12 protein-coding genes are annotated in these 13,767 nt (G+C 72.3%); 10 read left to right on the top strand and 2 right to left on the bottom strand.

Annotated elements, in window-relative coordinates:
• Positions 1–97: 97 nt before the first annotated feature.
• Positions 98–439 carry a hypothetical protein gene (locus ABT354_RS28255; RefSeq protein ID WP_351498830.1) on the bottom strand — a complete coding sequence of 114 codons (342 nt, stop codon included), beginning with the start codon at positions 437–439 and terminating at the stop codon, positions 98–100.
• A 151-nt stretch (positions 440–590) separates the two neighbouring features.
• On the opposite strand from ABT354_RS28255, the gene ABT354_RS28260 reads away from it, so the two are divergent.
• From ABT354_RS28260 to ABT354_RS28285, 6 genes are all read left to right on the top strand, one after another.
• Positions 591–1,502 (top strand): ADP-ribosylglycohydrolase family protein, encoded by a 912-nt coding sequence (locus tag ABT354_RS28260; protein ID WP_351498832.1) that lies wholly within the window; start codon positions 591–593, stop codon positions 1,500–1,502.
• 483 nt (positions 1,503–1,985) lie between these two features.
• On the top strand, positions 1,986–3,725 hold the full coding sequence (locus ABT354_RS28265) for a histidinol-phosphate aminotransferase family protein (protein ID WP_502983516.1): 1,740 nt from the start codon (positions 1,986–1,988) through the stop codon (positions 3,723–3,725).
• A complete protein-coding gene (locus ABT354_RS28270) occupies positions 3,722–4,525 on the top strand; it encodes a phosphatidate cytidylyltransferase (protein WP_351498836.1) in 804 nt (267 codons plus the stop codon). The genes ABT354_RS28265 and ABT354_RS28270 overlap by 4 nt, the downstream gene beginning before the upstream one ends.
• 298 nt (positions 4,526–4,823) lie before the next feature.
• A complete protein-coding gene (locus tag ABT354_RS28275) occupies positions 4,824–5,795 on the top strand; it encodes a hypothetical protein (protein WP_351498838.1) in 972 nt (323 codons plus the stop codon).
• Positions 5,796–6,048: 253 nt separating this feature from the next.
• The gene (locus ABT354_RS28280) at positions 6,049–6,552 is read left to right on the top strand and encodes a hypothetical protein (RefSeq protein ID WP_351498840.1); all 504 of its coding nucleotides are present in this window, start codon (positions 6,049–6,051) and stop codon (positions 6,550–6,552) included.
• A gap of 430 nt (positions 6,553–6,982) precedes the next feature.
• On the top strand, positions 6,983–7,780 hold the full coding sequence (locus tag ABT354_RS28285) for a peptidoglycan recognition protein family protein (protein ID WP_351498842.1): 798 nt from the start codon (positions 6,983–6,985) through the stop codon (positions 7,778–7,780).
• A gap of 219 nt (positions 7,781–7,999) precedes the next feature.
• Here ABT354_RS28285 and ABT354_RS28290 read toward each other — a convergent pair whose 3' ends face one another.
• Positions 8,000–8,266, bottom strand: a complete 267-nt coding sequence (locus tag ABT354_RS28290) for a hypothetical protein (protein WP_351498844.1) — start codon at positions 8,264–8,266, stop codon at positions 8,000–8,002.
• A gap of 404 nt (positions 8,267–8,670) precedes the next feature.
• Here ABT354_RS28290 and ABT354_RS28295 point away from each other — a divergent pair, with 404 nt between their 5' ends.
• The 4 genes from ABT354_RS28295 to ABT354_RS28310 all read left to right on the top strand — a co-directional run bounded on the left by ABT354_RS28295 (position 8,671) and on the right by ABT354_RS28310 (position 13,647).
• The gene (locus ABT354_RS28295; RefSeq protein ID WP_351498846.1) at positions 8,671–9,405 is read left to right on the top strand and encodes a hypothetical protein; all 735 of its coding nucleotides are present in this window, start codon (positions 8,671–8,673) and stop codon (positions 9,403–9,405) included.
• 436 nt (positions 9,406–9,841) lie between these two features.
• Entirely contained in the window at positions 9,842–9,985 is a 144-nt protein-coding gene (locus ABT354_RS28300; RefSeq protein WP_351498848.1) for a hypothetical protein, read from the top strand.
• Between the two features lie 1,092 nt (positions 9,986–11,077).
• Positions 11,078–13,093 carry an ABC transporter ATP-binding protein gene (locus ABT354_RS28305; RefSeq protein ID WP_351498850.1) on the top strand — a complete coding sequence of 672 codons (2,016 nt, stop codon included), beginning with the start codon at positions 11,078–11,080 and terminating at the stop codon, positions 13,091–13,093.
• Complete coding sequence (locus ABT354_RS28310) at positions 13,090–13,647, top strand: NUDIX hydrolase (RefSeq protein WP_351498852.1); 558 nt, start codon at positions 13,090–13,092, stop codon at positions 13,645–13,647. Before ABT354_RS28305 ends, ABT354_RS28310 begins: the two co-directional genes overlap by 4 nt.
• The last annotated feature ends 120 nt before the right edge of the window (positions 13,648–13,767 follow it).

Below are 13,767 nucleotides of genomic sequence, written 5' to 3' on the forward strand. Positions count from 1 at the left end.
AGACCCGATAAGTCAGACACACTCGCAGCCACCTGAACCACCCCCGGGACCCACTACCAAACACAGTACGCCCACCACAAAGACAACGGCATTGGGTCTAAAGGGGGTTTGGGGAGCCGGTGACCTGCCTGGTCGGCCGTCCGGGAAAGTCGCGGGCGGCCAGCCAGAGGGTGAGGTCGCGGGCGATGTCGTCGATGCCGGTCGCCGTGGTGACCCGGTGCTCGTCGCGGGTGGTGTCACGGCGGACGATCTCGTAGCCGCCCTCGTCGAGGAAGGTCACCGAGGCGGACCAGACGGGGTCGTCCCCGTCGGGCCGTACCACGACGAACGTGTTGTCGGAGTCGTCGAGGTCGCTGATCATCATGAACAGCGCGTCCTCGGAGGGATCGTCGATACGGTCACCGTTCTCGCTGTCGGCACCGTAGTACTCAGCCCCCATCGTTCCCTCTCCCTCACCCCGTGGATCCCGGTCGGGGTCAGCATCGCACGAAGCACCGACAGCGCGGGCCGGTCACCACCACCCACCAACCGCGGCGACAGCTCCGGAAATCGGAGTGCAGGGGTCGTCATGGCCTTGTGATACTGCTCCGATGAACATCCTGCCCGCCGCCGCGCTGGACTCGTTGTCCGGGCTCGCCTTCGGTGATGCCTTCGGGGACCGCTGGTTCGGCATCCTGCGCCGCGAAGGACCGGCCGCCCTGGAGGCTCGGATCCTGCCCCCGGAGGCGCTGTGGTCATGGAGCGACGACACCGCGCAGGCACTCGTTCTTGTCCGGGAACTCGCCGAGAGCGGCGGCACCGTCGACCAGGACCGTCTCGCTCTGCGTCTGGCCGCGGCCTATGCCGACGACACGCACCGCGGTTACGGAGCCTCGATGCACGACGTGCTCCGGCGGATCGGCGCGGGCGAGCCCTGGCGGATGGTGGTCGCCGGGCAGTTCGGCGGGCAGGGCTCCTGGGGCAACGGCGCGGCCATGCGCGTCGCCCCGCTCGGGGCATGGCACGCCGGCGACCTCGATACCGTCGCCGAGCAGGCCGCCCGCCAGAGCGTGGTCTCCCACCACCACCCGGAGGCCGTGGCCGGGGCCGTGGCGGTCGCCGTGGCCGCCGCGCTGGCAGCGCGCAGCCGGGGTGGGCCCGCCCCGGCCGCGCCGGACTTCCTCCGGGCCGTCGCCGCGCTGCTGCCCGAGAGTGATGTCCGGTCGGGAGTACGGAGCGCGGCCCGGATGCCGGCGCACACCTCGCTTCGGCACGCCGCGGAGGTGCTGGGCTCCGGTTACCGGATGTCCGGACCCGACACCGTCCCCTACGCCCTCTGGTGTGCGGCGAAACACCTCGACGACCTGGAGGAGGGTCTGTGGTTCACCGTCGCGGGAAGGGGTGACATCGACACCACCTGCGCCATCGTGGGCGGGGTGATCGCCGCCCGTACGGGTGTCGCCGCTCTGCCGTCCGCCTGGCACGCGGCCTGTGAACCGCTGCCCCCGCTGGGGCTGTCCTAGGACCCGCCGCTCGGATCGGGTGGCGCGGCGTTCCATCCCGTACCGGCGCACTGTCTGTACGGCGGGAGCCGGTTCGGCGCGACCCTCTGGACGGGGTCCGGTCGCTGCCGCGTGCGGGCGTGCGGGTCCCGGGGCGGCTGAGTAAGTTCCCACCCGTTGCCCCACCAGCAGGGGCACCCCACTCACGTACTCACGTACGCGTACTCATGTGCACCAGCGGGGCACCCTCAAGGATGTCCTTACGGCGCGAACATCCGGTGAGAACCGGCGCACGCCCACCTTCGAAGGGGTGCGTTCCGGACATCTCCTCACCCGCTCGTGGCAAGCCCGGCGTCCAGCCGTCGCCCTGTTCGCCACGGGTGGTCCTCGGAGGTGGAGCGCCCTGGGCCAGTAGGCCTCCGTACCACCAAGGGGCTCCCCCCCTCGCCGAAAGAGACATACGTGAGTCGCGACCTGCACATACGAGCTGCCACCCCCGAAGATATGTTCTGGATACACGAGTTGAGGCACCGCGTGTATGCCCAGGAACTGGGTCAGCACACGCCGCAGCCGGACCGACGGCTCTGCGACGGGCTGGACGGTGACAACGTCTACCTCGTCGCGGCCCGGGGGTCGGTCCGTATCGGCTTCGTCAGCCTGACCCCGCCGTGGCTGGGCCGCTACGGCCTGGACAAGTATCTGACTCGCGGTGAACTGCCGCTGTTGTCCGAGGGGGGCGTCTTCGAGATACGCATCCTCACCGTGGAGCCGCGCCGGCGCGGCACCATGGTGGCGCCGCTTCTGATGTACGCGGCCCTGCGCTGGGTCTCCTCCCGGGGAGGCCGCACGGTGGTGGCGATGGGCCGCACGGAACTGCTCGACATGTATCTGGCGGTCGGTCTGCGGCCCGTCGGACGCACGGTCCGCAGTGGTGCGGTGGACTTCGAGGTGCTGACGGGCGAGGTGGCCGGGCTGACGCAGGTGGCCACCACGCGCTATCGCACCGTCCTGGAGCGGTTCGGCTCCACGGTCGACTGGCAGCTGGACATGGAGTGGGCGCCGGGGCCGGACGGCTGTGAACACGGCGGTGCCTCCTTCACCGCCATGGGGACGGACTTCCGCACTTTGCACCGGCGTCATGAGGTCGTCGCCGCCGATGTGCTGGATGCCTGGTTCCCGCCCGCTCCCGGGGCCGGGACGGCGATCACGGAAGACCCGGACTGGACCGCCAGGACCTCGCCTCCCACCGGTGCCGAGGGCCTGCTGGCGGAGGTCGCGCAGGCCCGGGCGCTGCCGGTGGAGACGCTGGTGCCCGGGGCCGGCTCGTCGGACCTGATCTTCCGGGCGCTCGCCCGGTGGCTGACCCCGGCGAGCAGGGTGCTTCTGCTGGACCCGGGGTACGGCGAGTACGCCCATGTCACCGAGCGCGTGATCGGGTGCCGGGTGGACCGCTTCCGGTTGCACCGGAGGGACGGGTGGCGGATCGACTTCGCCCGGCTGGCCTCCGTCGTCGGGACGGGTCGTTACGATCTGGTGGTCGTGGTCAACCCGAACAACCCGACCGGACGCCACGCGTCCGCCGCCGAATTGGGCACCCTGATCGCGGCTGCCCCGGCCGGGACCCGCTGGTGGATCGACGAAGCCTACCTCGGCTACGTGGATCTGGCGGAGTCGCTCGCCCCGCTGGCCGCGGTGGACCCGCGGGTCGTGGTCTGCACCTCGCTGTCCAAGATGTACGCGCTGTCCGGAGTGCGGGCGGCCTTCCTGGTGGCCGAACCCGGCACCGCGGCGCTGCTGCGCCGGTGGACGCCGCCATGGGCCGTGAGCCTTCCCGCGCAACTCGCCGCCGTGGCCGCCCTGCGGGACCCCGGGTACTACCGCTCCCGCTGGCTCCGTACCCACGCCCTCCGCCGTCAGCTGGCCTCCGACCTTGCCGGGGTGGCCGACACCGCCGTGGTCGAGGAGGGCGTCGCGAACTTCCTCAGCGTCACCCTTCCGGACGACGGGCCGAGCGCTGCCAGCCTGGTGCGGGAGTGCCGTCGGCACGATGTCTACCTGCGCGATCTGTCGCCCCTCTCGCCGCAGTACGAAGGGCGCACCGTACGTGTCGCGGTCAGGGACACGGCGGAGAACGCGCGCATCGTGGCGGCGTACGGAGCCGCGCTGGAGACGCTGCGGCCCGGCTCGCTCCCACGGCGGTCCGCCGGGGCCCCGGCCGATGTCGCCGCCGGCCGTGCCCGGTGATCGGCGTCGCCTCGCTCGCGCCCTTCCTCGGCGGGGCCCTGGCGCTCGGCGGGATCGCCGTGGCACTCTCCGGGCGCCGCGAACTGCTGGTCCGTTGGTGCTGTTGGGCGGTCGGAGTGCCGCTGGTCACCGGGGCGTTCTGGTGGGGCAGCCCGGGGGTGACGGTCCTCGCGCTCGTGGTCGGGGTGGTCGCGGCGATGGAGTTCGGCGGGCTGATGGGGCTGTCCCGGCCGGACAGGGCGGTCCTGGCCGCGGCCGTCTCCGGGGTGATACTGACCTCCTGGCTGGCCCCCGGACACGAGGTGCGGGCGGTGGCGGCGGGCGCGCTGGCCATCGCCGCGGTCCCGCTGTTGGCGGGTGACTCCACCGATGGTCTGCGCCGGCTCGGGGCCGGTCTGCTCGGGCTGGTCTGGCTGAGCGTGCTCGCCGCCCTGGCGCCGCTCGGCGCGACCGCGCTCGTCCTGTTCATCGCTGTCTCGGTGGGCGACATCGTCGCGTACTTCGCCGGTCAACGGCTGGGCGGGCCACGGCTGTCGCCGCTCTCCCCGGCCAAGCGGTGGAGCGGAACCCTCTGCGGTTCCGCAGCCGCTCTCGGTGTGCTCGCCGCGCTGTCCGCGCTGAGCCTGCCGATGGCGGTCGCGGTGGCGGTCGGCGCACCGGCGGGGGACCTCCTCGAATCCATGGTCAAGCGGGGAGCGCGGGTGAAGGACTCCGCTGACTGGCTGGCCGGTTCCGGGGGCCTGCTCGACCGCATCGACTCACTCCTCCTCGCCCTGACCGTCCTTCTTCTCCTGCGCTGAGCGTCCTTCTCCTCCTGTGCTGAGCGCCTTTCTCCTCCTGCGCCGGCTCAGCGGCTCAGTGGCTCAGGTCCTTCGGCCGGAGTGCGGCCTGCCCACCGGAACCGTCCGGCCGGGGTGTGGCCGCCGGGGGCGTGCCGGTGCCCCGTATCCGTCGGCCAGTTCGGTGCGGGCGGTACCCCGCCGGTCAGGCCGTTTCGATCGCCCAGGTGTACCGGTGGCCCGCGTGCGGGGCGGGATCCGGGGCGTGGCAGAATCCCGCCTCTGATACGTGGGATGTACAGACAGTCAGGGGTGGGGCATGGGTGGGCGGTCGACCGTGGTGGCGGCGGCGGTGCTGGCAGGGGTGGTGGTGCTCGCGGGGTGTGGCGAGGGGGCAGGGAAGGATCCGGAAGCGAAGAAGGCCGCCGCGTCCTCCGTGCCTTCAGGGAAGGGGGACCAAGAGGGGAAGAAGGAGCCCGGGAAGCCGGGGAAGAAGGGGAAGCCGGGGAAGAAGGGCGTGAAGACCAGCGAGGAGGTCGCGGAGGACTTCCGTACCGCCTCGATCGGGGTCGGCGTCGGCTACACCCCCATGAGTACTCCCCCCGGCCAGGAGCACTGTGAGGTGGCCGGCATCGTCTCGGACCAGAAGGCCGCGGGGCAGGGTCAGGTGGAGCAGGTCGTGGCCGGGCTCCGGGAACGGGGCTGGGCCCCGGCGGGCAAGAGCGGGGTCAGGGAGAAGGACGGGATCACCTCGGCCGAACTGAGCGCGGGTCCCTGGAAGGTCCAGGTGGCGGGCGGTGACTACACCGAGGAAGCCGGGGAGGAGTACTCCGCCAACTCCGGACTGGAGTTCGAAGCGGTCGGCGACTGCGATGCGAAGCCGAAGGCCCCGCCTGGCGGCACGGGAGCGGAGAAGCCGGGTGAGAAGTCCCGGGAGCAGGTCACGCGGGATCTCCGCACGGCGCTGAAGGGCCTCGGCGCGGGGTTCATGGTCCAGGATCCCCCGCCCGGGCCCTTCTGCGGGGTGAACGTGGTGGTCCCGGTCGCGGCACTCCCCGGGGAGGCGGATCTGCGGGAGGTCGCCGACCGGCTGGAGGAACGCGGCTGGAAGGACGAGACCGACATGGGGATCGAGGCCGACGACAACGGCACACTGGCGGTGATGCTGCACCACGGGGACTGGTCCGTCGTCATCGGTACCGGACCGGTTCCCGAGGGCGCGGAGGCCGCGGGCCTGAAGCTGGCCATCCTTGTCGACGCACTCGGCTACTGCGTCGACGAAGGAATCTGAAACGACGGCCGGCCCGGAACCGCCCCGCCACAGGAGGACATCCGGCCGGCCCGAGCGGTGGCCAACGGACGGGACCCGGTGCGACCGACCTCAGGCGCGCGGGTCCCGTCCCCGTACCCACAGGTGTGGCGCCGGCCCGGGTCGATGAGGTCCTCGGTCACGGGCGGCGGGCCCCGGGCGGTGGTGGCCGGCCGCGGTGAGCGGGGGGCGAATCCGGATGCGCTGATCCGCGGGGCGGCCGCATACTCGCGGCATGGAATCACTCTCCGGCCGGTTCCGGGATCCGCAGAGCACCGAGTACTCCTTCCTCGGCTCGATCATGGTGCGATGCCCCGGCTGCGCGAAGGCCGCCCGTGTCATCCCGGCGCCCGGGGAGGACTCCGGCTCCGGAGGCCGGATCCTGTTCAGGCCACGCCGTCTGGTCTGCCGCGGCTGCGGGCTGTCACGGGTGTGGAACGGCCGTCTTGTCGCCCTCTCCCCCGGCACGGCCCGGCCTGCGACCGATCCGTACTTCGGTAGGCCCCTGTGGCTCCAGACCGAGACCCGGCACGGCTGGCTGTGGGCCTACGATCTCGAACACCTCGACCTGATCCGCCGCTTCGTCCGGGCACCGCTGCGGGAACGCATGCCCTACGGCGGCACCGGACAGAGGATGACCCTGGTGGCGCGCCTTCCGGCATGGATCAAGCGGGCGAAGAACCGGAACGAGATCCTGCGCGCCGTCAACCGGATCCACGGTTCCCTGGCCGACGCCTGAGAGAAGATCGAAGACGCCCACAGCTGGGCGGCGGCAGGGTCGTGACCCGGCCGCCCAAGGGGGTATACATGGATAGAGAGACCGATGCAGCACGGTCGGTCTGTGGGTGCGCAGCGCGACCGCGTCGTGACGACCGGCGAAGGACTCCCCCAAAATCTGCGGCCCGAGCGGTCCCGCTCTCCAGGACCGGCCGGTATCGGGGCCGGGCCATCCGCAGCGGGCGTACCGCCGGGTACGCGGAGAGCCGCCGGTCCCGGTCCCCGCACCGGGAGAAGAGCGCCCACGCCCGGCCGACGGCACCGGCTCCTCCGATGGCGCGCCGCTGTTCGCGGCCGCCTCCGAACACCCCGCGCGACCCGGTCCCGGGCCCCGGACGATCCGCCCGTCGAGCCCGGTGCCGCCCGGCCCGCCTGACGCAGAGGACAGTCCCATGGCCACCCCGCTCACCGCGACCGAGCTGATGGCAGCACTCCGTGACGAGGGCCTTACCCTCGTCGAGCACCGCAGCTGGCGCACGCACAACCGCAACCACAAGGGCCCCTGGGGCCCCGTGAAGGGTGTGGTGATCCACCATACGGTCACCACGGGAACCGACTCCTCGGTGCAGTTCTGCTACGACGGGGACGCGGCTCTGCCCGGCCCTCTCTGTCATGGAGTGATCGCCAAGGACGGCACCGTCCACCTCGTCGGCAACGGGCGGGCCAACCACGCCGGCGGGGGCGACCCCGTGGTCCTCGCCCGGGTGATCGCCGAGGACTACGGCGAACGCCCACCGCCCACGCACGAGCACCAGGGCAGCCCCGGGTCCGTCGACGGCAACGCCCCCTTCTACGGATTCGAGTGCGTCAACCTCGGCGACGGCAAGGACCCCTGGCCCGCCCGCCAGCTCGACGCCATCGAGCGCGCCGCGGCCGCTCTCTGCCGGGCGCACGGCTGGAGCGCCAAGAGCGTCATCGGACATCTGGAATGGTCCGATTGGAAGAGTGATCCGCTTGGCTTCACCATGCCGGACATGCGCCGGCGAATCGCCGGACGGCTCGCGACCGGGCCCCGCGGCCGCCCGATGCCGGAGGAACCGGACCGGTCCCGGCGCCCGGACCGCGCTGAAGAGCCCGAACATCACCGGGACCCGGTGACCCCCCGGGGTCCCCATGGCTCCCGCCGAGAGGGCCGACGAGAGGGCCAGGAGGACCATCACGGCCGTCAGCGGCGTCACTCCCCGATGTAGAGACGTACACCCGACCCGTGCTCCCGCACCGGTAGCTGATGATCGCCCCTGTGCCGGCGAACGCCTCCCCCGTGGTCGGGCGTTCGGGCCCGTCCTTCGGCGGTGTGGCCGAGCCGGGCTTGGATCCGGCGTCTCACCGCGCCAGGGCAACGCGGCCGGCCGGCCCGGCAGATCCGGCAGGTCCGGGCCGGTGAGGTGACGCGCCCCGTCCGAGCGGGCTCAGTCGGCCAGCGGGTCGCCCGCCACCCCGCTCAGCCGGACCAGTCCGAGTCCTTCGGCGGCTTCGACCGCCAGGTACACGGTGTGGGTCCAGCCGTGTTCCGCCGCGTGCGCGGCAGCCCAGGCGAGAACCTCGTCCACGTCCCGGTCGCCCAGTACCTCGTACTCCTCACAGGCACCGGCGGACCGGTCCCAGAAGTACACGCGGTAACGGCCGTGGTCCTGTTCCCACGCGGTCTCGCGGGGATCGACGCTGCGGATGTCCATGATCGGATCCTAGGTCCAAACTCTGGGCCACCCCGGGCGGGACCGGGGCCGTCGACCGCCGCTCGGGGCTCGGGGCTCGGGGCGGCGGAAGACTCCTCCCCGGGCCATGCGTGCGCGTCGGCGGTCCGGTGAGCGCGGCCCGCGCCTGGATGGCGGCCGTCGCCTTCGGTGGTCACGGAGGACGGCACGCACATCGCCGAAAGGTTGTAGCGGACGGCGTCTCGATCGGGCGGCGGCTTGGCGGCTACCCCGTTACGATCACCGAAGTCCGAGGTCATCAGCGTAATCCGGTAGGGATCGGCGCACCCTGCGGCGTAGATTTGCCCGACGCCACGCGAGCACGCCGTGATGACAACCGGGTGTTCCGCGCGAGGCGACCCACCGATCCAGGAGAAGTCCTTCCCATGCCACGCACCGCTGTCCGCCGTACCACCATCGTCGCCGCCTCGCTCCTCTCCCTGGCGCTGACACTGAGCGCCTGCTCGGATGCCGACTCCGGCAAGCAGGACAAGGGCGGTGCGCAGAACGCGAAGGAGGTGCCCGCGGCCGAGCTGGCCAAGCTCATGCTGACCAAGGAGGACGTGCCGGGTCACCGCTTCAAGAAGGCGACCGAGAGCGACCTCGAGCAGGCCGCGGACGAGGGGGCGAAGGACGCCAAGTGCGCGCCGATCGTCGACGCGTTGATGCTGCGCATGGGCGGGAAGTCCGCCCACGAGGCGGCGCAGACCATCTCTCCCGAGCCCAAGAAGCCGCCGAAGGACGCCTCGCCCGAGGAGCAGATGAAGGCGGCCCTCGGCGGGACGACCGTCCAGATCGGTCTGGTGTCCCTCACGGGTGATGGTGCCGCCGACGCGCTCGGCGCGCTGGAGAAGGCCGGCCAGGACTGCGCGGGCGGCTTCGGTCTGAAGGGCAAGGACGCGACCCAGATCAAGAAGGTGGAGAAGGACGGCTTCAGCGCCGGGGACGAGTCGGTCTCGCTGACCCTCACCTCGGACCTGGACGAGAAGACGACCATGAAGACCTATCTGGTGGCGGTCCGTCAGGGCGGGGTGGTGGCCAGCTTCGCCGCGCTGAGCCTCGCGGGCGAGACCCAGCACCCGAAGGCGCTGGTCGAGAAGCAGCTGGCGAAGCTCGGCTGATCCCCGGGGCGCCGCCCGGTCGGCCGGGTGGCGCTCCATCCCGGGTGGCCCGTCCGCCGGGCCCGGCCCGTGCCTCTTCCCTCGGCGTCGGCAGATCTCCGGGGTGGCGGCGATCGCGGCACGCGCGCCCTCATCGTGCCCGTACGCGCCGGAGCCAGTGGGGCACACCGCGGGCCTCACCCGCCCAGGATCGCGGGGATGGATCCCGCGCAGTTCGACGGCCAGGTCCGCGGAGGGCCGGTGAATACCCTTTCCGTCGCGGACGCCTCCCGGCAACGGGACGCGGTCACCCGCTCTGTGGCCCAGGCCCGGGAGAACCTCGTCCGGCGTGAGGCGTGCGGTGACGTCCCGGCCCTCGCCCCCCCGAGAAGGCGCTTGCCTTCGCTCAGGGGCCGAGTCGCTGTCGCTGACCGATGCTTCCGGCGGGACCGTCGCGGTGATCGTCTCCCCAGCCGTCCTCGACGTACTCGAAGACGCCCTCGGACTTCTGCGGGGCGAGGTGCGTCGTCTGCGCGGCACCACCACGACGGTGACCACCGAGGACTTGCGGGACCGGCTGAACGGGCGGATGGCCTCGTGATCCAGGTCGTCCGGGGGCAGGCGACCTCGTCGACCGGGTCCGCTGAACGACGCCTCGCAGGCTCCCCGGCTCCCTTCCTGAGCCGCCGACCAGGTGTTCACGGGGCCGCGCGGCGGGAGCGCGGGACCCCTGTCGGCGTTTCCCTCGATCCTGGCGCCCTGCCGGATGACCCGCCGTCATCTCCCGCCCCTTCTCCGTCCGACCACGCGATGCGCCGGGGGCGGTGTCCGGTGCACCCGCCGGGCGGTGCGGGTGTGGCGGCCACGGCAGGGGTTGAGGTCAGGTCTCCAACGGGTCTGTCCGCGCTGTGGGCGGGATCCCGGACGGGTGCCGTTCGCCTGTCCGGGCATGGAGGGCGTCGCGGCCGAGTCCGACAAGGCCGTCGCGCATCCCGGGCTCAGGCCGTGGCCGGCCCCTCGGTCACGTCAGGGGGAACCAGTGCCATGAGCGGGCGCTGCGGCACCTTGGTTCTGGCAGCGGCCTGATGGGGTCGATGTCAGGCCCGGACACCGGGGTCAGGCGGTGTCCTCTGGCCGGCTGCAGGGAGCGGGCCGGGCACCGGCGGTGGCGGGATCGGGGGCGGGAGCGAGAAATCCCATCCGTCACAGCGGCATCGGCTCCGGCGTTTCGGCCATCTCCCGCCCCGGGCCGTCCCGGCTCCGGTACGGGTCGATGGCGTCTACAGCCTCCGGAATTCGCTTGTTCATGCGGTTCCCGTCCCGACTGAAATACGTGTGTTCGAGCGGGCGGTCCGGGTCGTTGTCCCGGATGACGGCGGCAATAGCCGAGAAAGGGGAACGCCGATGACACCCATGGCACCGATGTCCCGCACTGCGGCCCGGCCGGCTGAACAATGCGCCAGGGCCCTGTGGCCGCAGCCGGCGGCGGGGAGGCGCGGATGACCGAGGCGCGGAGCGAGGGCCGCCGGGCCACGGGGGAACGCGTTCCGCCGCCCCGGCACGTGCCCGGCCGGGAGAGGCCCCCGGCGTGGGCCACCCCCGGCCCACGGGCAGGCAGCGGACCGTGCACCGGACTCCCCCAGGGCGGACCGTGCACCGAAGCCGTCCTGATCCGTACCCGGGGAGGAGGCGCATGAGCGCGGGGAGCAGCGGGGGCGGCCCGGAGAGCGGGGCGGAAGAGGTGTCGGCGTCGGAGCGGCTGTTGTTCGGCGGGCCGCTCGCCTACGACGTGGGCTGGAGCCAGCACCAGGGGGCGTGGCTGTCGCTGGATCTGTGGAAGATGGCTCGTTCGCTGCCGCATCTGGTGGGTACGGCGGTACGGCTGGCGCACCGGGCCGACGCGCGGGCGCTGCGGGCGGTGCTGGTGGCCGAGGGGGCGCGGGGCGTCAGCGGGGCGGTGGGGCTGGTGGCCGTGAGCGCGGTGCTGGGGCATCTGCTGGGTGCGGGCGCGGTGGAGGAGCGGTTGGCGGCCGCGTTCCCCGCGCTGGCGGTCGTGGGGGTGACGGCGCTGCTCGGCTCGCTGCTGACGTCGGCGTCAACGGCGGCGACCGGTGCGCTGGAGCCGAAGGTGCAGCGGATCGCGACGGAGCGGTATCTGGAGCTGGCCTCGCGGGTGGAGATGGCGGCGATCGAGGACGACCAGTTCCACCGGCTGCTGGACTCCGCCGGCTATGGGGCGGACGCGGCGCGACGGATGGTCACCTACTGCGCGGGGGTTCTGGCGAGCCTGGTGTCGCTGGCCGCGGCGGGCGGGGTGCTGACGGTGCTGCACCCGGCGCTGTTGCCGCTGCTGGTGCTGATGACGGCGCCGACCGCGTGGAGTTCGCTGACGATCGCCAAGCACCGTTACGTCTCCTTTCACCAGTTCGTGCAGCATGCCCGGGCCGGGCGGCTGCTGGGGCATCTGCTGATCGAGCAGCACGCCGCCGCCGAGATCCGTGTCCATGGCATCGGGCCGTTCCTGCTGCGCCACTTCCGGGGCATGGCCCGGACCAGTGAGCGGGAGCAGACCCGGCTGGCCCGGATCGCCGCCCGCGCCGGGCTGGTCGCCGATGGCGCACGGGGGCTGGCGACCCTCCTCACCTACGGTGCGCTCGGCGGGCTGCTGTGGAGTGGGCGGATGGAGCCGGCCGTGGCGGGGACCGCGATCCTCGCCATCCGTACCGTCTCCGGCAGCCTGGACCGTCTGGTGGACCAGATCACCGACCTCCATCAGGAGTCGTTGTTCGTCGCCGACTACGAGACGCTCTGCGCGGAGGCCGGGAAGCGGGCCATCCCCACGGCCGGGGCCGAGTTGCCCGACCGGGTCGGGGAGATCGTGTTCGAGAACGTCACCTTCACCTACCCCGCCTCCGGGACCGGTGTGCGGCCGGAGCCCACCCTGCGGGGCGTGAGCTGTTCCTTCCCCACGGGGAAGGTCATCGCGCTGGTCGGGGAGAACGGCAGCGGCAAATCCACCCTGATCAAACTCTTGTGCGGGCTCTACCTCCCCGACGAGGGCGGTGGCCGGATCCGCTGGGACGGGGTGGACGCCGCCCGGGCGGCGCGCTCGGAGATCTTCCGGCGGGTGGCGCTGATGCCCCAGGGCGCGTACCCGTGGCCGTTCACCGCCCGCGTCACCGTCGGTATCGGCCGGCCCGAGGACCCGATGGACGACACCGCGATCCGCGCCGCGGCGGCCTACGCGGGTGCCGAGACGGTCCTCGACACACTCCCGCGCGGCCTGGACACCCTCCTCGCCCGGGGCTACCAGGGGGGCCACCAGATCTCCGGAGGTGAACGCCAGAAGCTGGCCATCGCCATGGCCCGTCACCGCAACGCCCAGATCCTGGTGGTCGACGAGCCCACCAGCGCGCTCGACGCGGTCGCGGAGCAGAAGGTGTTCGACCAGATCCGCCGGCTCGCCGACGCGGGCCAGACGATCGTACTGATCACCCACCGCCTCCATTCCGTCCGCCATGCCGATCTCATCCACGTCCTGGAAAAGGGGCAGGTCGCCGGATCGGGCACCTTCGAGGAACTCATGGACCCCGGTACCGGCATCGCCTCCTTCCGGACCGCCTACGAGATCCAGGCCAAGGCGTTCGACCGCCCGGTGCCCGGCCAGGCCGGCGGCTCCCACGACGAGGCGCGGGCGGAGCGGCTGTGAGCGGGGCGGAGGAGCCCCGCCCGCCCCGTCGCCCGGGGGCGAGGACACCTCGAAAAGCGCGACAGGAGCCCGCGCCCGGATCTCGCCCCGGCGACGCGCCGGGCCCCACCCGGACCCGGACCGCGCTCCACATCGTAGGCGGGCATCTCTATCTGGAACGCGGGAACAGGGTCCTGCTGGGGCGGCGCCATCCCGGGTCGGCGTTCGGCGGCGGTCTGTGGCATGTGCTCGCGGGCCATGTCGACGACGGGGAGCCGGTACGGGACTGCGTCGCCCGCGAGGCCTTCGAAGAGGCCGGACTCCTGATCGACCCCGCCGAACTCCGCCTCGTCCACACGGTGCACATGTCCGGCGCAGCGGGCGCAGCGCCCCGGCTCCAGCTCTTTTTCACGGCCCGGCGGTGGAAGGGCGAGCCTCGGGTCAGGGAGCCCCGGTGCACGACCGTGTGGAGGTGGTGGCCGCGCGAGGCGCTCCCGGACGACCTCGTCCCGTACACCCGCGCGGCGATCGACAGCATCGCCGCCGGTCGCGTCTACAGCGAGCTCGGGTGGTGACCGGCGGGCGCTGCGTACGTTCGAGTGGTCTGCGGGAAGCGGGGGCCCTGGGAGGTGACGGCACGGCAGGTGCGTCGTTACCTTGACCGTAATATCACCTTTCCATGTGAAAGGTGATCA

The sequence above is a fragment of the Streptomyces sp. NPDC000594 genome (genome assembly GCF_040299965.1).
GTDB lineage: Bacteria > Actinomycetota > Actinomycetes > Streptomycetales > Streptomycetaceae > Streptomyces.